Below are 16,930 nucleotides of genomic sequence, written 5' to 3'. Positions count from 1 at the left end.
GTTACTCCTCGAGCCCGAACTGTTTATCCAGCCGGTTCATCTTCCAGGCATAGAAGAAGATGATGCCGATGAAGGTCAGTATCGAACCCTGCTGGGCAAACCAGAACCCGAGGTCGGTACCGCCGATCGGGATGCTGGCCAACAGCGGCCTCAGCAGGATGGCGCAGCCATAGGACACCAGGGCCCAGACGACTAGACACCCTGCTATCAGTCGTATGTTGGCCGCCCAGTAGGCTTCGGCATTGGATTTGTTGTCTGCCATTGTCTTGCTCTCCGTTTGTTGTCGAGGTCGGAAAGTTGCACCCATCGGGCGTGGCGACGAGACCGAAGTCCCCCTCCACGGATTCATGGGTAATGCTGGTCAATAATGTGAAAAAAGAAAGCCCATACTTTGGTATCAAGGGGCGTTACATTTTGTGGTTGTTTGTTTTTATTTGTTTTTAATCAATGGATTATGATGTTATTGAGGATTTTCCATATATACTCCTTAAGTCGATATGGGACCATGGTATAGCGGCGGGATAGGTGCTGAGGCAATGAAAGATTGCTTGGCATGAAACGATAGTATTACGCCGTTGTGATTAGACGTAATACCCCTACGACTTCGGCATATAGAACCATGGTATGGATTCTTGCCATGGCCAGGGCTTTGCTAGTCTGATCCCAAGAACTCCATCGGGTGGGTGTTTTCGTGCCATGGTGAATGCATGATCCTGCTTTTCCGATGAACACCCTGAAAAGGTGATGGGTGATGATCACGCCGCGAGGCTCTTGTCATGGTCGATGTCGATCTTTCCCAACTGCCGTTCAGCCTGCTCGACGATGCCGGGCGAAATCGGGTGAGCGGCAGCCTCGATCTGGTCTATTTCGACCGGGATGAGATCATTCTCGAGGCCGGCCAGGCAGGCGAGAACGTCTTCTTGATCCACAAGGGCGAGGTCGCCGAGCTGGATGTTACCCAGCCGGGTGAGCCGGAACGCATCGGCCACTACACCGCCGGTGACCTGTTCGGGGCCATCAGCATCCTGCACGGGCAGAGCCGATATCGTTTCTGCGCCGAACAGCAGACCCTGTGTTATCTGTTGCCCAGGGCGGAGTTCTTGGCGTTGTGCGATGACTACCCGGCCTTTGCCGAGAGCTTTCGACGCAACCTGGCGCACAAGACGCGCTTGCTGGCTGCCCAGCGAGCCTCGGGCGGTAGCGCCATGGCCGGCGCCATGCTGGCGCGGACGCGGGAATGCATGCGCCGGCCGCATCTCCTGGCGAAAACGGCCACCATCACCGAGGCGGTGGCCACGCTGGACGCGCAGCATGTCGACAGCCTGCTGGTCGAGGGCGAGAGCGGCGCGGGGATGGTGACCAAGACCGATCTTCTCAACGCCCTGGTGCTGGAGAAGTGGCCGCAGGACGCGCCGGTGCGTTCCATTGCCAACTTCGCGCTGGTCACGGCACGTCCGGATCAATACCTGTTCGAGGCACTGGTGGCGATGACCCGTCACCGTGTCGAGCGGATCGTGGTCATGGAAGATTCCACGCCCGTGGGCGTCGTGGAGTTGACCGATGCGCTCAGTCATTTTTCCAGCCGCAGCCACGTGGTCAGCCTGCGCGTGGAGCAGGCCGATGATCTGGCGTCGCTGTCGGAGGCCAGCCGCTTGATGCCCGACCTGGTGCGAGGATTGATGGCCCAGGGCGCCAAACCCCGTTTCGTCATGGGCCTGCTGGCGGCGTTGAACGGACGCATCATCGGCAAGACATGGGACTTTCTCATCGACGAGCGCTACCACGGCGCGAGTTGCCTGATGGTCATGGGCAGCGAGGGGCGAGGGGAGCAGGTACTCAAGACCGACCAGGACAATGGCCTGATCCTGGAGGACGACCTGGCCTGGCCGGAGCTTGAGGAGCGCATGCGCGCCTTCAGTGACGCGCTGCTCGAACTCGGTTATCCGCCTTGTCCCGGCGGCATCATGGTGTCCAATCCACAATGGGTCGGCGGCGAGACCCAGTGGCGGGAGCGTATCGAAACCTGGGCGCGACGCTGCGATGCGGACTCGCTGATGAATCTGGCCATCCTGCTCGATGCCCAGGCCATGGCAGGCAATCCGGCCTTGCTTGCGCGGCTGCGAGACGCGCTCTTCGAGCGTTGCGCCGGGGACGAGATCCTGCTGTCGCACTTCGCGCGCCCGGTGCTGCGCTTTTCGACGCCGCTGACACTGTTCGGCTCGTTGAAGAAGCCCCAGCACGGCATCGACATCAAGAAGGGCGGGATCTTCCCGGTCGTGCACGGCGTCAGGGTCATGGCCCTGGAGCGCAACATCACGGTGACCTCGACGCTGGAGCGACTCGACGCCCTGGTGGCCGATGGTCGACTGGAAGCCCGCTTCGCCGAGGACCTGGGCGAAGCGCTGTCACTGTTCACCGAGCTGCGCCTCAAACAGCAGCTCGAACGCCTCGATGGCAAGGAAGGCGAGCCGGACCGTGTGGTGGTGCAGGAGCTGTCGTCGCTCGAACGCGATCTGCTGCGCGAAGCACTGCACATCGTCAAGGACTTCAAGCAGCGGTTGTCCCATCGCTATCACCTGGAATATGCCTGAAGGTCAATCATGGCGGCCCGGCAGGGAATCGGGATCGACAGGGAGGAAATGCATCATGTTCAAGACATTGCGACGAGCGGCCGATCGACGACGCTACGCCGATAGCCGCTACGGCTGGCTCTTCCAACCTTATACCGGCGATGAAATGGTCGCCGTGGCTTGCCGCTCCACCGAGCCGGCCGAGCGCCATGGCGAGCCGATGGCCATTGCCGCCGTACGGCTGAGCGGTGACCGGGTCCTGACCAGCGAGTCGCTCGACCTGCATGTGCGCCAGCCGGCCGGATTCACGCAAGAGACCGTGCGCCGACACGGGCTGCGCGGCATCGATCTGGATGACGGCGAATCCCTGGACAAGGCCCTGGAACGCTTTCTGGATTTCGTCGGGAATCGGCCCCTGGTGGGGTGGAACCTGGAGGGCGAGCTGGCCCTGCTGAATCGTGGCTTGCGGCCACGTTTCGGTTTCGACCTGCCCAACGCGGCCATCGATGTGGCACCGCTCTACCAGCGACGCCAACGCTATCGTCATCCTCAGCTCGAGGGTCGGCCGCGTTTCGAAGAGGCCGCCGAGCGGCTCGAAGTGCCGATGATGGGCCGCCACAGTGCGCTGGGCGATGCGGTGACCACCGCCTTGATGTACCTGCGTCTGATGCGCGATGACAGCGCCCGGCGGCGCAGCAGCTGAGCAGGGCGCTTCGCCTGTGTCGGTCGGGATGGTAGGATGAGCGCCCCGAATTTCGTAGATGCCCTGGCAGCGCCGTGACCATGCAAGATGCCGTGATGTTCGACTCCCATACCGACCGGAACACCCGTGAAGGTGGCGTTCAGAAAAACGCCGCCAAGGCCAAGCGCGAGTTCAACAAGCTGCAGAAGCGCCTGCGGCGCCAGGTCGGCAACGCCATCATCGACTACGACATGATTCGCGAGGGCGACAAGGTGATGGTCTGCCTGTCCGGTGGCAAGGACAGCTACACCATGCTCGAGATCCTGCGTAACCTGCAGCGCAACGCCCCGGTCGACTTCTCGCTGGTGGCGGTCAATCTCGATCAGAAGCAGCCCGGTTTCCCCGAGCACGTACTGCCCGAGTACCTGGAAGGCATCGGCGTCGATTATCACATCCTCGAGCGCGACACCTACTCGGTGGTCAAGGAGAAGACCCCGGAGGGCAAGACCACCTGCTCGCTGTGCTCGCGGCTGCGTCGTGGCTCGCTGTACGGATACGCCGAAGAGATAGGCGCCACCAAGATCGCCCTGGGACACCACCGCGAGGACATCCTTGAGACACTGTTTCTCAACATGTTCTTCGGCGGCAGCCTGAAGTCGATGCCGCCCAAGCTGCTCTCCGACGACGGCAAGAACATCGTCATTCGCCCGCTGGCCTACTGCCGCGAGGCGGATATCGCCGAATTCTCCCGGTGCATGGAATTTCCCATCATCCCCTGCAATCTGTGCGGCTCCCAGCCCAACCTGCAACGCCAGGTGGTCAAGGAAATGCTGGCCGACTGGGAAGCCCGGCATCCCGGACGCCTGGAGAGCATGTTCAAGGCGGTGACCAACGTGGCCCCGTCGCAGCTCGCCGACCGCGAGCTCTTCGACTTCGCCGGCCTCGAGGAGAAGCAGGCGAGGATGCAGGCATCGCGCATTGATTTCACGGAACTCTAAGAACCCCCAAGAACGCGGCTAATGCCGCTGGAAGAGAGAAGAACGGCGCTGCGCGCCTTTAAGAGGGAAGAACTCCCTTGTCGCCCCAACCCCTGGGGCTAGTCCCTCTTCCCCCTTGAATCAGTGCCCCGCATGGCCGTTCATCGGCCCGTGGTCCATCGTGCCCGTGGGCAGCAATGCCCAGAGTTGCCAGAGTGCGAAGGCGATGATCGCCAGCGCCGCCAGTGTGCGGGTGGCGGGGTGGCGGATCAACGTGCCCAGCCGACGGGCGATCAGGCCGGTTGCCAGCAGGGCCGGCAGGGTGCCGAGGCCGAAGGCACCCATCAGCATGAGGCCCTGGAGCGGGTCGGCGGTGGCCAGGCTCCAGGCCAGCATCGAGTAGACCAGGCCGCAGGGCAGCCAGCCCCAGACGGCCCCCAGGGCCACGGCCTGTGGCAGTGTCACCACCGGCATCAGGTGCCGGCCCAGAGGTTCCAGATGTCGCCACAGGTGTCGTCCCAGGGCTTCGAGGCGCAGTAACCCCTTCCACCAGTCGGCGATGTATAGCGCCATCAGGATCAGCATCGTGGCGGCGATGACCTGAAGTGTCAGGCGGGCGCCGGGGGCGATGCCGACCAGGGTGCCGAGAGTGGCGGCCAGGACGCCGGCGCACATGTAGCTGGTCACGCGGCCCAGGTTGTAGCCCAGCAGCAGGCCGGCCAGGCGCGCCGGCTGACGCATGCTGGGAGGCACGGCAAACGTCAGGGCGCTCATGATGCCGCCGCACATGCCGATGCAGTGGGCACCGCCCAACAGACCGAAGACGAAGGCGGCCGCCAGGGGCGGGAGTTCCAGGCCGGTCGGGTTCATGTGTCCTCTTCCCTGCCGTGACGAGCGGCGGTGGCGTCGTCCTGCCGGCGGGCGGCCGGAGGCGGGTCGTCCTCGTCGAACAGGATGCGATAGGCGGGTCCTTCGAGGTCGTCGAACTGGTCGTTTCTCACCGCCCAGAAGAAGGCCCAGACGGCCAGTCCGAACAGAACGAGCGACAGCGGAATCAGCAGATAAAGAATGCTCATGACGACACCGGAGCTGTGGGGTGGTGGAATCTCCCGGGGCGGGCCAGGCGCAGGGCATTGGCCACGACCACCAGCGAGCTCAGGGACATGCCGATGGCGGCGAGCCAGGGAGGCACCAGGCCGCAGGCCGCCAGCGGGAGTGCCAGCAGATTGTAGAGCAGAGCCCAGCCCAGGTTCTGGCGAATGACGCGCTGGGTGGCGCGGGCGAGGCCGATCGCTTCGGCGACGCGCTGGAGTCGGGGAGTGAGCAGGATCACATCGGCCCGTGTGCGGGCCAGGTCGGTGGCGCCGTTCATGGCGAAGGCCACATCGGCGCCGGCCAGTACCGGTACGTCGTTGACGCCATCGCCGACCATGGCCACGCGCTCGCCGCGTGACTGGTGGACGCGAAGCCTGTCCAGCTTGTCTTCCGGGCGCATCGCGGCCCGCCAGTCGGCGATGTCCAGGCGCTCGGCCAGCTCGCGGACCCGGGGCTCGGCGTCGCCGGAGAGCAGTTCCACTTCGATGCCGGCCAGGCGCAGCGCCGCCAGGGTGGCGTCGGCGTCGTCGCTCAGGCGGTCGTCCAGGGCGAACCAGGCCCGGGGCCGGCCTTCTTCGGCGAGCAGCAGCCAGGGCCCGTCGTCGGGCGGGGCGGGCGCCTGGTCGGCGGCGAAGTCGGGGCGACCCAGCCGCCAGCTCGTGCCCGCGATGCGACCTTCCAGGCCCGCGCCGGGCTGACGAGTGACGTCGTCGGCGGTCACGCCGGGCAAGCGGTGTGCGCGAAAGGCGCGGGCGATGGGATGCTCCGAATGCGCCTCGAGCGCGGCGGCGATGGCCTGCAGGCGTCGCGGGTCACCGTCCTCGACGGTGCGGGTGTCGATGAGCTGAATCTCGCCGGTGGTCAGGGTACCGGTCTTGTCGAAGATCACGCGATCGATGCCGGCCAGCGACTCCAGGGCGTCGGCGCGGGTCAGCAGGGCGCCGCGACGCTGCAGGCGGCCGTGGGCGGCGGTGAGTGCGGTGGGCGTGGCCAGCGCCAGGGCGCAGGGACAGGTGACGACCAGAACCGACAGCGTCACCCAGAAGGCCCGTTCGGGCGCGATGAACCACCAGGCGAGTGCCACGGCGGCGGCGATCAGCAATACCTGAAGCACGAAGTGATGGGCCAGGCGGGCGCTCTTGAGGGCAATGCGCGGGCGCTCGGCGAAGGCCCGGTCGGTGAGGTCGAGCAGGCCGGCGACGCGGGTATCGCTGCCGGCACGGGTGATGCGCAGGGTCAGCGGGCTCTCGAGGTTCTGGCTGCCGCCGGTGACGGCGTCGCCGATGCGTCGCGTCACGGGTTGCGTCTCGCCGGTGAGCGTCGACTCGTCGAGACTGGAGGCGCCGCTCTCGATCACGCCATCGGCGGGTACGCGGTGGCCTGGCTTGACCAGTACCCGGTCGCCGGCGCGCAGTTCGCTGGCAGGCAGGATGCGCGGCTCGCCAGCGTCGTCGAGGCGCGTCGCCGACATCGGCAGCAGGTTGGCCAGCGCATTGCCGGCGGCGCCGCCCCGGCGTCGTGCGCGGGCCTCGAGATGGCGACCGAACAGCAGGAAGAAGGTGAACATGCTCACCGAGTCGAAATAGACCTCGCCCCGGCCGCTGATGACCGCCCAGGCGCTGGCCAGGTAGGCGGAGCCGATGGCCAGCGACACCGGGACGTCCATGCCCAGGGTGCGGGTGCGCAGGTCGCGCCAGGCCTGGAGGAAGAAGGGCTGGGCCGCGTACAGCACCACCGGGGTGGTCAAGGCCAGGGCCAGCCAGTGGAAGAGGCGGTCGAAGTCGGCGTCGAGGCCCGTGTCGCCTGCCAGGTAGAAGGGCAGCGAGAACATCAGTGCCTGCATCATGCCCAGGGCGGCGACGATCAGCCGTCGCAGTTGTTGGTGCGACTCGCGTTGCAGGCGCCGCTGTGCCTCGTCGGGCTCAAAGGGGCGGGATGGGTAGCCGATGGCCGCCAGTTCGGCGAGCAGGCGCGAAAGGGTGATGCGCTGCGGATCCCAGCCCAGGCGCAGGCGATGGTGGGTGAGGTCGACGGCGCTGCCGGTGACGCCTTCCAGGGCGTTGAGCCGATGCTCGATCAGCCAGGCGCAGGCTGCACAGGTGATGCCGTCCACCGACAGGCTGGCGTGGACGCCGGCGTCATCGTCGTGCACGAAGCGGGCCTGCAGGCCGGGGTCGTCGAACAGCGACCACTGCTCGGCCGTGGCGTCGTGGCGATCCAGGGGGCGTTCGGGCAGCGCGGTGCGGAAGCGATAGTAGCTCGCCAGGCCGCCGTCGACGATGGCGCGAGCCACGGCCTGGCAGCCGGGGCAGCACAGCGGATGCCGGCAGCCGTCGATCTCGAGCGTCCAGGGCGAGGGCTCGGTCACCGGCTCGCCGCAGTGGTAGCAGGCGTGGAGCTCGCTCGCAGAGGAGGCGACGCTGGCCGTCATGACTCAGATCCCCGGTGTCAGGGCGATGGCGCCCGAGTGGGGAAAGCGGGCCTCGCCGGTAAGGCGCCAGGCGGCATCGTCGCCCGGTGTCGGCTGGAGGTGCAGGTACCAGCGATAGCGCAGGGGGGCGTCGAGGGTGCCGACATAGCGCCCCTGCTGGACGCGTTGCAGCGTCAGGTGGCGGTCACGGCCGTGTTCGGTCGGGAAGATCCACGCCAGATGCAGTTGCTCGGGGCGTCGCTGGCCCTCGAGGTCGACGATCACGTCGCCGGTGAGATCGTCGACGCGCAGCCGCGCTGCCAGTCCCAGTCGGTCGGCCTGTTCCTGCTTGGCCAGTTGTTCGTTGATCGCCAGGCCGCGCTGGTAATAGTCCTGTGCCACGGTGCCGTCGAAATAGCGGATCGAAGCGACCAGATAGATCAGGCTGAAGATCACCGACGAGCCCAGCAGGGCGATGATGAACCAGGGCCAGAATTGCTTGTACCAGGGGGGCGTGGGGAGCGAGGCCATTGGCATCAGGGGGTTCCTCCCAGAAAGCGGCTGTCACGGACCAGCGAGATGTCGGCATCGAGCGCCTCGAGATGCCACTGGATGTCATGGCTGGGCCGGTGGATGGCATGACGATCGACGCTGGCCTCGACCACCAGTTGACGGGACTGGCCGGCGGGCACCTCGAGTCGCTGCCTGTCCAGCGTCAGGCCGGCAAGTCCCGAGGCGGCGAGGCGATAACGATGGTCGACGTTGTCCAGGTTGCGCACGGTCAGGGTATAGACGTTGGTGATATCGCCCTGGGGCGTGACCCGGAACAGGCGCTGACGGTCCCGCTCCACATCGAGATCCAGCGGCGTGCGCTCGGCGAGATTCACGGCGAACAAGGCGAGCATCGCCAGTAGCGCCACCAGGTAGCCGAGCAGGCGCGGTCGAGCTATGCGAGTCGGCTGGCCGGCCAGGGCGTTCTCGGTGGTGTAGCGGATCAGGCCGCGGGGCCGGCCGAGGCGGTCCATCACGCCGTCGCAGGCATCGATGCAGGCCGCGCAGTCGATGCAGGCGTGCTGCAGGCCATCGCGAATGTCGATGCCGGTGGGACATACCTGGACACAGAGGCCGCAGTCGACACAGTCGCCCGCCTCCGCGGTTCCGGTCTCCCGGCGGCGTGGAACTCGTGGCTCGCCGCGCCCGGCGTCGTAGGAAACGGTCAGGGTATCGCGGTCGAACATCACCGCCTGGAAACGCGCGTAGGGGCACATGTGCAGGCAGACCTGTTCACGCAGCCAGCCGGCGTTGAGATAGGTGAAGGCGGCGACCAGGCCTAGCCAGACATAGGCCCAGCCGCTGGCTTCCAGGCGTGGCAGGGCCGTGAGCAGATCGCGGATCGGCGTGAAGTAGCCGACGAAGGTGAGGCCGGTGGCCAGCGCGATGGCGAGCCAGGTGGCGTGCTTGAGCCCCTTGCGGCATGTCGTGTCGACATCCATGGCGCGTCGTGCGCGTTTGAGGCGCCGATGTCGCGGGCCCTCGAGCCGATGCTCGACCCAGATGAACCACCAGGTCCAGGCGCTCTGCGGGCAGGCATAGCCGCACCACACTCGGCCGGCCAGCACGGTGACGAAGAACAGGGCGAAAGCGGCGATGATCAGCAGCCACGACAGCAGCATGAATTCCTGCGGATAGAAGGTCATGCCGAAGAGGTGGAAGGCGCGACCGGGAAGGTCGAACCAGATCGCCGGTCGACCGTCGAGGGTGACCCAGGGGAGCGCGAAGAACGCCGACATCAGCGCCACATTGAGGCCGCGCCGCCAGCGCTGGAAACGCCCCCGGACCTCGCGTACCTGGAGATGCCGACGCGGCGCATAGAGCGAATGACCGAGCTCGGTCACCGGTATCCGGTCGTCGGCTTCGCGGTAGAGGATGTCCTGGCTCATCTGGTCCTCCCGTCCCGGGGGCGCGTCTCCAACGACTCGGAGCGTATTGCCAAACTCTTAATGGTCATGGGCGCCGGGGATAAGGCGAAGCGAGGGTCCTTTGCCTGGATGGCAAAGGTAGCGCCCAAGGATGGGTCTACAGCGCCCTCGCGCAGGCTTGTCGCCGGCCGACTCGTTGGGGAACTAATCGGCGCTTCCTAGGCCCTGACGACTCAACTGGTAGACATAGGCGGCCACCAGATGGACCTTGTCTGCGCCGAGGTAGTCGACCTGGGCCGGCATCTGCCCGTTGCGTCCGTTGCGCAGGGTCTCGAGTACCGCGGCTTCCAGTGACTGGTCGGGGCCGCGATAGAGCCAGGCGTCATCGGTCAGGTTCGGGGCGCCCAGCATCGGATTGCCGGTGCCGTCCGGCTGATGGCAGCTGGCGCACATGGCGGTGAAGACCTCGGCGCCCTTTTCCGCCCGGGCCGGCTCGGTGGCCTGGCCCGACAGCGACAGCACGTGCTGGGTGACATCGACGAGTGTCGCCTCGCCCAGGTGCTGCCAGGCCGGCATGACGCCGCTGCGCCCCTGGGTGATGGAGGTGACGATGTCCTGTGGCGCGCCGCCGTAGAGCCAGGCGTCGTCGGTGAGGTCGGGAAAGCCGTTGCCGCCCCGGGCATTGCTGCCGTGGCAGATGGCGCAGTTGTTGAGAAAGAGCCGCTCACCCACCTGCATGGCCTCGGCGTCGCCGGCCAGCTCGGGAATCGGACGCTCGGCGTAGCCGGCGAAGATCGGTGCGTAGCGGGCCTCGGCCTGATGCATCTCGCGTTCCCATTGGGCTTCCTGGCTCCAGTCCAGCAGGCCGGCAAAGTTGCCCAGTCCCGGGTAGAGCGCCAGGTAGCCGAGGGCGAAGAGCACCGTGCCGACATAGAGCTTGAACCACCAGCGTGGCAAGGGATTGTCGTATTCCTCGATACCGTCGGCGGCGTGGCCGGTGGTCGTTACCCGGCCCTCGGCGTCGGGCTGCTTGTCGGTTCTGCGATTGGCGAACAGCAGCCAGGCGCTGAGCGCGATGGTGCCCAGCGTGATGACGATGATCCAGGCGCTCCAGAAGCCGGAAAGATCATTTCCCCAAAGCGAATTCATGGCTTCCTGCCTCCCTTGTCGTGTCGCTCCTCGGTCGCCCGCTGGGCCGGTGTGTCGCGCTCCGGTGCCGGGTCGTCGGCGAAGGGCAGATGGGCCGCTTCGTCGAAGTCCTCCCGGCGGCCCTTCGAGTAGGCCCAGAGGGTGAGTCCGATGAAGGCGACGATCAGCAGGATGGTGACGATGCCGTTCAGCGTTCCGGTATCCATGATCAGCGCTTGTCCTCGAGCACAGTGCCCAGTTGTTGCAGGTAGGCGACCAGGGCGGTGATCTCGCTCTTGCCGTCGACGGCTTCCTGGGCGCCGCTTATCTGTTCGTCGCTGTAGGGCACGCCGAGCGTCTGCAGGGCGCGCATCTTGTCGCCGATATGGGCGCCGTCGAGGGTGTTGTCGAACAGCCAGGGGTAGGCGGGCATCACCGAGCCCGGCACCACGTCACGCGGGTTGTAGAGGTGCGCACGGTGCCAGTTGTCGCTGTAGCGGCCGCCGACCCGGGCCAGGTCAGGGCCGGTGCGCTTGGAGCCCCACAGGAAGTTGTATTCGTAGACGGATTCACCGGCCACGCTGTAATGGCCGTAGCGCTCCGTCTCGGCCCGGAAGGGACGCACCATCTGCGAATGGCAGCCGACGCAGCCCTCGCGCCGGTAGATATCGCGGCCGGCCAGTTCCAGGGGAGAAAGCGGTTCGAGGCCCTCCACGGGCTCGGTGGTCTGCTTCTGGAAGAACAGCGGCACGATTTCCGCCAGGCCACCGAAGCTGATCACCACCAGGATCAGCACGGCGAGCAGGCCTACGTTCTTCTCGACGATCTCGTGTCTCATGGGATGCTCCGTCGGCTCAGGCGGTCTGCGGCAGGGGGCGTTCGGCGTCGGCCGGCTGGCGGCGCAGGGTCATGGCGACGTTGTAGGCCATGATCAGCATGCCGATCACCCAGCACAGGCCGCCGATCATGCGTACCGCATAGCCCGGGCCGCTGGCCTCGACGGATTCCATGAAGCTGTACATCAGGGTTCCGTCGTCATTGACTGCGCGCCACATCAGGCCCTGGAGGATGCCGTTGACCCACATGGCGGCGATGTAGAGCACCGTGCCGATGGTCGACAGCCAGAAATGCACGGCGATCAGGCGCACCGAGTGCATCCGGGTCTCCCCGACCAGGCGCGGCACCATGTGATACAGCGAGCCGATGGTGATCATCGCCACCCAGCCGAGCGCGCCGGAGTGGACATGGCCGATGGTCCAGTCGGTGTAGTGGGAAAGGGCGTTGACGGTCTTCACCGCCATCATCGGGCCCTCGAAGGTGGACATCCCGTAGAAGGACAACGCCACCACCAGAAAGCGCAGGATCGGGTCGGTGCGCAGTTTGTGCCAGGCACCGGAGAGGGTCATCATGCCGTTGATCATGCCGCCCCAGGAGGGGGCCAGCAGGATGATCGACAGCACCATGCCGAGCGACTGGGTCCAGTTGGGCAGGGCGGTGTAGTGCAGGTGGTGCGGGCCGGCCCACATGTAGACCATGATCAGCGCCCAGAAATGCACGATCGACAATCGATAGGAGTAGACCGGGCGCTCGGCCTGCTTGGGCACGAAGTAGTACATCATGCCCAGAAAGCCTGCGGTCAGGAAGAAACCCACGGCGTTGTGGCCGTACCACCACTGGGTCATGGCGTCGATGGCACCCGGGTAGATCGAGATCGAGTGCATCGCGGAGACGGGAATGGCCGCGTTGTTGACGATGTGCAGCACCGCCACGGTGAGGATGAAGGCGGCGAAGAACCAGTTGGCCACGTAGATGTGCGAGGTGCGGCGCTGCTTGATGGTGCCCAGGAAGACGATGGCATAGGCGATCCACACCACGGCCAGCAGCAGGCTGATCGGCCACTCGAGCTCGGCGTATTCCTTGGTGGTGGTGTAGCCCAGCGGCAGGCTGATCAGTGCCGAGAGAATCACCGCCTGCCAGCCCCAGAAGGTGAAGGCCGCGAGCCGGTCGGACCACAGCCGGGTCTGGCAGGTGCGCTGCACCACGTAGTAGGAGGTGGCGAACAGCGCCGATCCACCGAAGGCGAAGATCACCAGGTTGGTGTGCAGCGGCCGCAGGCGGCCGAAGCTCGTCCATGGCAAGCCGAGGTTGAGTTGCGGCCACACCAGTTGCGAGGCGATGACGAGGCCGCAGGACATGCCCACGATGCCCCAGACCACCGTCATGACCGCGAACTGCCGGACCACCTTGTAGTTGTAACTCGGGTGCTCGAATGCGTTGTTCATGCGGGTTTCCATCCAGCTTCAGTCTGCACCGGCGCCTTGGTCGGTCTCGTTTGCCTCGGCGTGCCGATTCGCAGGAGTCTAGCCGAGTCGATCCAGTAAATGAATACATTTATATAATCATTTGGTACACAATATAGGCAATGCAGTGTCAACAGAAAATATGAGGATCAACGAAAGTATCGATGCCGTCGAGCTGAGGCGAGCGCTCGAGCAGGGCGCGGGAAGCGTCGAAGGCCCCGAGGAACTCGGCCCGCTCCAGGTACAGGGCGAATGCCGGACAGGACGCCTGCTGCTGACGCATGGTGCCGGGGCCGGGCAGGATTCCGACTTCCTGGTCGAGCTGCGGCGTGCCCTGGCCAATGCCGGAGTGCAGACCCTGGCCATCGAATTCGCGTATCTGCGCCGCATGCGCTGCGAGGGACGTCGCCGGCCGCCACCTCGGGTCGAGAAGCTGGTCGAGGAACTGGCGAGTTGGCGCGACGCTCTGTCGCCCCATCTGGAGGCACCGCTGTGGCTGGGCGGCAAGTCCATGGGTGGGCGCGTGGCCAGCATGCTGGCGGCTCGGGACGGGGCGGCCGGCCTGGTGCTGTGCGGTTATCCCTTTCATCCGCCGCGTCGCCCGGAGCGGCAGCGGCTCGATCACTGGCCCGAATTGCGTTGCCCGACCCTGGTGGTGCAGGGAGAGCGCGATCCCTTCGGAACCCGGGACGAGGTCGAGGGCTATGACCTGCCCGATGTCGCCGAGGTGCGCTGGCTGAAGGACGGTGATCATGACTGGCGACCGCGGCGTGCCTCGGGGCTGACCCGGATCGAGCTGATCCATGAGGGGGCTCGTGGCATCGCCGAGTTTATGGCGCGCCACGCATGACGCCGTGTCCCGTCTGCTGTATGGCTCCAAGTGGATGATAGAGTTGGGGTTATTCACGGGCGTCAGTCAGGGGGATACGAAAAAAACGCGTTGACAATGAGCGCCGTCCCTGTAGAATGCAGCGCCACGTGACCGGGGGTGGTTAGCTCAGCTGGGAGAGCACCAGCCTTACAAGCTGGGGGTCACAGGTTCGATCCCTGTACCACCCACCATGACGTAGTCATGCCCGATCATGTAGCAGGTAGCGCACGCGGACCGGTAGTTCAGTTGGTTAGAATGCCGGCCTGTCACGCCGGAGGTCGCGGGTTCGAGTCCCGTCCGGTCCGCCATCGCATCCTGTGTCGCCAGTCATCTTGTGGACCGGTAGTTCAGTTGGTTAGAATGCCGGCCTGTCACGCCGGAGGTCGCGGGTTCGAGTCCCGTCCGGTCCGCCACGATGACAAGCGCAACAATCCAGGCAGTAAACGCGTGGGCGGTTAGCTCAGTTGGTTAGAGCACCAGCCTCACATGCTGGGGGTCACTGGTTCGAGTCCAGTACCGCCCACCACGCGGACCGGTAGTTCAGTTGGTTAGAATGCCGGCCTGTCACGCCGGAGGTCGCGGGTTCGAGTCCCGTCCGGTCCGCCATCTGCTCACGAATTCCAGGCCCCGAGTCGAAAGACTCGGGGCCTTTCGCGTGCGTGGGCGTCGAGATCGACTATCCTCCTTGGGCGAATGCCCGGGCTTTGCGGAACCCGAGCGACTATCATACAGTTGTTTGAATTTCCGTTGCCCGACCACGAGGACTCGACCGTGACCGCATATCCGCATCTGTTTCGCCCCATCACGCTCGGACACCTGACCCTGCCCAATCGTGTGCTGATGGGCTCGATGCATACCAACCTGGAAGAAGCGCCGAATGGTTTCGAGCGCCTGGCCGCCTTTTATGTCGAACGCGCCAGGGAGGGCGTGGGGCTGATCGTCACCGGCGGCATTGCACCGAACCCTGAAGGTGCGGTCTTCCAGGGCGCGGCGACCCTGGAGCGGCCCGAACAGGTGGCCGATCATCGCCGGGTGACCGATGCCGTGCATGCCGAACAGGGGCGTATCTGTCTGCAGATCCTGCATGCCGGGCGTTACGCCTATACGCCTGAGCCGGTGGCGCCTTCGCCGATCCAGGCGCCGATCAATCCGTCGATGCCACGCGAACTGAGTCGCGATGAGGTTGCCTCGACCATCGACGACTATGTGCGCTGTGCCAGCCTGGCGCGCGAAGCAGGCTATGACGGCGTCGAGGTGATGGGCTCCGAAGGCTACCTCATCAATCAGTTCATCTGCCGGCGTACCAATCGGCGCGAGGACGAATGGGGCGGCGACTTCGAAAACCGCATTCGCTTTGCGGTGGAAATCGTGCGACGCATACGCGCCGAGCTGGGCGACGACTTCCTCATCATCTTCCGGTTGTCGATGATCGATCTGGTCGAAGAGGGCAGTACCTTCGAGGAGGTGGTGGCGCTGGGACGCGCCGTGGAGGCGGCCGGGGCGGATGTCGTCAATACCGGCATCGGCTGGCACGAGGCCCGGGTGCCGACCATCGTCACCAGCGTGCCGCGGGCGGCGTTCAGCGAGGTGACTTGCCGCATGCGCGATGCGCTGTCGATTCCGTTGATCACCACCAATCGCATCAACATGCCCGAGGTGGCCGAGCGTGTGCTGGCCGAGGGGCAGGTCGACATGGTCTCCATGGCGCGGCCCTTCCTGGCGGATCCGGCCTGGATCGCCAAGGCCAGGGATGGCCGGAGCGAGGAGATCAATACCTGCATCGCCTGCAACCAGGCCTGCCTGGATCACACCTTCCAGGGCAAGCTGACGTCCTGCCTGGTCAATCCCCGGGCCTGCCACGAGACCGAGCTGGTCATCGAGCCGGCCGAGGAGGCGCGCACGATCGCTGTGGTGGGTGGCGGGCCGGCCGGGCTGGCTGCCGCCGTGACCGCCGCCCAGAGGGGCCATGCGGTGACGCTGTACGAGCGTCAGTCCGAGCTGGGCGGCCAGTTCAACTATGCCCGGCGGATCCCCGGCAAGGAGGAATTCGACGAGACCCTGCGCTATTTCCGGGTGATGCTGGATCGACATCAGGTGAGCGTGCGCCTCGGTACGGCGCCCAGCGTGCACGAACTGAGTGCCTTCGATGAGGTGATCCTGGCGACCGGGGTACGGCCGCGACGGTTGGAGGAGTTGCCCGGCATCGATCACCCCAAGGTGATGTCCTATCCGGCAGCCATCGTTCATGCCGAGCGGGTCGGGCCTCGCGTGGCCATCATCGGGGCCGGCGGCATCGGCTTCGACGTGGCGGAGCTGCTCACCCATGCCGGGCATCCGGCCCTGGATGTCGAGGCCTGGTGCGAAGAGTGGGGCGTCGACCTGACGGTGGCGACGCCGGGCGGGCTGCGCGAGCCGCGTCGACCGACGGTTCCGCGTCGCGTCACCTTGCTGCAGCGCAAGACTTCCAAGCCCGGCAAGGGGCTGGGGACCACCACCGGCTGGGTGCATCGTGCCTCGCTGCGTCACCGCGGCGTCGAGACGCTGGTCGGGTGCGAGTACGTGGGAATCGACGACGAGGGCCTGCACATTCGCCAGGACGGTGAACCGCGCCTGATCGAGGTGGATACCGTGGTGGTCTGCGCCGGTCAGGAGTCGGTGCGCGACGATCTCGAGGCGTTGCGTGAGGCCGGCGTCTCGGTGCATGTCATCGGCGGTGCCGACAAGGCGGCGGAACTGGACGCCAAGCGGGCCATCGACCAGGGGACCCGGGTCGCTGCGGCGCTTTGACGGGGCCGTTGGCCGTCTGAGGGAAATTCAACGAAACGACTTGGAGACTCGGGGTTCATAGAAGATAGGGGCGCGCTGCGTTGAAGAGGTAGAAGAAAAAGAAGAATCGTTGTCCGCTAATGCTGTCTACGCTGAAGTTACCGATCCCCGGCAGGTTCGCCGACAGTCATGGCCGGGGCGCCGGGTCTAAA

General features: G+C 65.5%; 15 protein-coding genes and 5 tRNA genes. 10 read left to right on the top strand and 10 right to left on the bottom strand.

Features of this window, described 5'->3' with window-relative positions; genetic code table 11:
* Position 1: 1 nt before the first annotated feature.
* A complete protein-coding gene (locus HELO_RS14015; protein ID WP_013333303.1) occupies positions 2–262 on the bottom strand; it encodes a DUF4212 domain-containing protein in 261 nt (86 codons plus the stop codon).
* A 514-nt stretch (positions 263–776) separates the two neighbouring features.
* Here HELO_RS14015 and HELO_RS14010 point away from each other — a divergent pair.
* The 3 genes from HELO_RS14010 (at position 777) to ttcA (ending at position 4,250) form a co-directional block, all read left to right on the top strand.
* Positions 777–2,591: a putative nucleotidyltransferase substrate binding domain-containing protein gene (locus HELO_RS14010; RefSeq protein ID WP_013333302.1), complete on the top strand. Its 1,815-nt coding sequence runs from the start codon at positions 777–779 to the stop codon at positions 2,589–2,591.
* A 55-nt stretch (positions 2,592–2,646) separates the two neighbouring features.
* A complete protein-coding gene (locus HELO_RS14005) occupies positions 2,647–3,273 on the top strand; it encodes a 3'-5' exonuclease (protein WP_013333301.1) in 627 nt (208 codons plus the stop codon).
* Positions 3,274–3,368: 95 nt separating this feature from the next.
* On the top strand, positions 3,369–4,250 hold the full coding sequence (ttcA, locus tag HELO_RS14000; protein ID WP_049786239.1) for a tRNA 2-thiocytidine(32) synthetase TtcA: 882 nt from the start codon (positions 3,369–3,371) through the stop codon (positions 4,248–4,250).
* Positions 4,251–4,370: 120 nt separating this feature from the next.
* On the opposite strand, the gene HELO_RS13995 is transcribed toward ttcA, so the two are convergent.
* The 9 genes from HELO_RS13995 to ccoN form a co-directional block, all read right to left on the bottom strand.
* A complete protein-coding gene (locus HELO_RS13995; protein WP_041602157.1) occupies positions 4,371–5,099 on the bottom strand; it encodes a sulfite exporter TauE/SafE family protein in 729 nt (242 codons plus the stop codon).
* Positions 5,096–5,305, bottom strand: coding sequence for a cbb3-type cytochrome oxidase assembly protein CcoS (gene ccoS / locus HELO_RS13990; protein WP_041602156.1), 210 nt, complete (start codon positions 5,303–5,305; stop codon positions 5,096–5,098). Before ccoS ends, HELO_RS13995 begins: the two co-directional genes overlap by 4 nt.
* Positions 5,302–7,755 (bottom strand): heavy metal translocating P-type ATPase, encoded by a 2,454-nt coding sequence (locus HELO_RS13985; protein WP_013333298.1) that lies wholly within the window; start codon positions 7,753–7,755, stop codon positions 5,302–5,304. The genes ccoS and HELO_RS13985 overlap by 4 nt, the downstream gene beginning before the upstream one ends.
* A gap of 3 nt (positions 7,756–7,758) precedes the next feature.
* The gene (locus tag HELO_RS13980; protein WP_013333297.1) at positions 7,759–8,271 is read right to left on the bottom strand and encodes a FixH family protein; all 513 of its coding nucleotides are present in this window, start codon (positions 8,269–8,271) and stop codon (positions 7,759–7,761) included.
* The gene (ccoG, locus tag HELO_RS13975; RefSeq protein ID WP_013333296.1) at positions 8,271–9,674 is read right to left on the bottom strand and encodes a cytochrome c oxidase accessory protein CcoG; all 1,404 of its coding nucleotides are present in this window, start codon (positions 9,672–9,674) and stop codon (positions 8,271–8,273) included. Before ccoG ends, HELO_RS13980 begins: the two co-directional genes overlap by 1 nt.
* Before the next feature lie 183 nt (positions 9,675–9,857).
* Positions 9,858–10,802, bottom strand: a complete 945-nt coding sequence (gene ccoP, locus HELO_RS13970) for a cytochrome-c oxidase, cbb3-type subunit III (protein WP_013333295.1) — start codon at positions 10,800–10,802, stop codon at positions 9,858–9,860.
* Positions 10,799–11,008: a CcoQ/FixQ family Cbb3-type cytochrome c oxidase assembly chaperone gene (locus HELO_RS13965; RefSeq protein ID WP_013333294.1), complete on the bottom strand. Its 210-nt coding sequence runs from the start codon at positions 11,006–11,008 to the stop codon at positions 10,799–10,801. The genes ccoP and HELO_RS13965 overlap by 4 nt, the downstream gene beginning before the upstream one ends.
* A 2-nt stretch (positions 11,009–11,010) precedes the next feature.
* The gene (ccoO, locus tag HELO_RS13960; RefSeq protein WP_013333293.1) at positions 11,011–11,619 is read right to left on the bottom strand and encodes a cytochrome-c oxidase, cbb3-type subunit II; all 609 of its coding nucleotides are present in this window, start codon (positions 11,617–11,619) and stop codon (positions 11,011–11,013) included.
* Positions 11,620–11,635: 16 nt separating this feature from the next.
* Positions 11,636–13,063 carry a cytochrome-c oxidase, cbb3-type subunit I gene (gene ccoN, locus HELO_RS13955; RefSeq protein WP_041602155.1) on the bottom strand — a complete coding sequence of 476 codons (1,428 nt, stop codon included), beginning with the start codon at positions 13,061–13,063 and terminating at the stop codon, positions 11,636–11,638.
* A gap of 160 nt (positions 13,064–13,223) precedes the next feature.
* On the opposite strand from ccoN, the gene HELO_RS13950 reads away from it, so the two are divergent.
* The 7 genes from HELO_RS13950 to HELO_RS13920 all read left to right on the top strand — a co-directional run bounded on the left by HELO_RS13950 (position 13,224) and on the right by HELO_RS13920 (position 16,739).
* Positions 13,224–13,931 carry an alpha/beta family hydrolase gene (locus HELO_RS13950; protein ID WP_013333291.1) on the top strand — a complete coding sequence of 236 codons (708 nt, stop codon included), beginning with the start codon at positions 13,224–13,226 and terminating at the stop codon, positions 13,929–13,931.
* 136 nt (positions 13,932–14,067) lie between these two features.
* A tRNA-Val gene (locus HELO_RS13945) sits at positions 14,068–14,143 on the top strand.
* 40 nt (positions 14,144–14,183) lie between these two features.
* Positions 14,184–14,260 (top strand) — tRNA-Asp (locus tag HELO_RS13940).
* Positions 14,261–14,288: 28 nt separating this feature from the next.
* Positions 14,289–14,365 (top strand) — tRNA-Asp (locus HELO_RS13935).
* 36 nt (positions 14,366–14,401) lie between these two features.
* A tRNA-Val gene (locus HELO_RS13930) sits at positions 14,402–14,478 on the top strand.
* Between the two features lie 3 nt (positions 14,479–14,481).
* A tRNA-Asp gene (locus tag HELO_RS13925) sits at positions 14,482–14,558 on the top strand.
* Positions 14,559–14,723: 165 nt separating this feature from the next.
* The gene (locus HELO_RS13920) at positions 14,724–16,739 is read left to right on the top strand and encodes an FAD-dependent oxidoreductase (protein ID WP_041602154.1); all 2,016 of its coding nucleotides are present in this window, start codon (positions 14,724–14,726) and stop codon (positions 16,737–16,739) included.
* The last annotated feature ends 191 nt before the right edge of the window (positions 16,740–16,930 follow it).

The organism is Halomonas elongata DSM 2581, assembly GCF_000196875.2.
GTDB lineage: Bacteria > Pseudomonadota > Gammaproteobacteria > Pseudomonadales > Halomonadaceae > Halomonas > Halomonas elongata.
The sequence above is the reverse complement of the archived record's forward strand: the minus strand, read 5'-3'. Positions and strand labels throughout refer to the sequence as shown.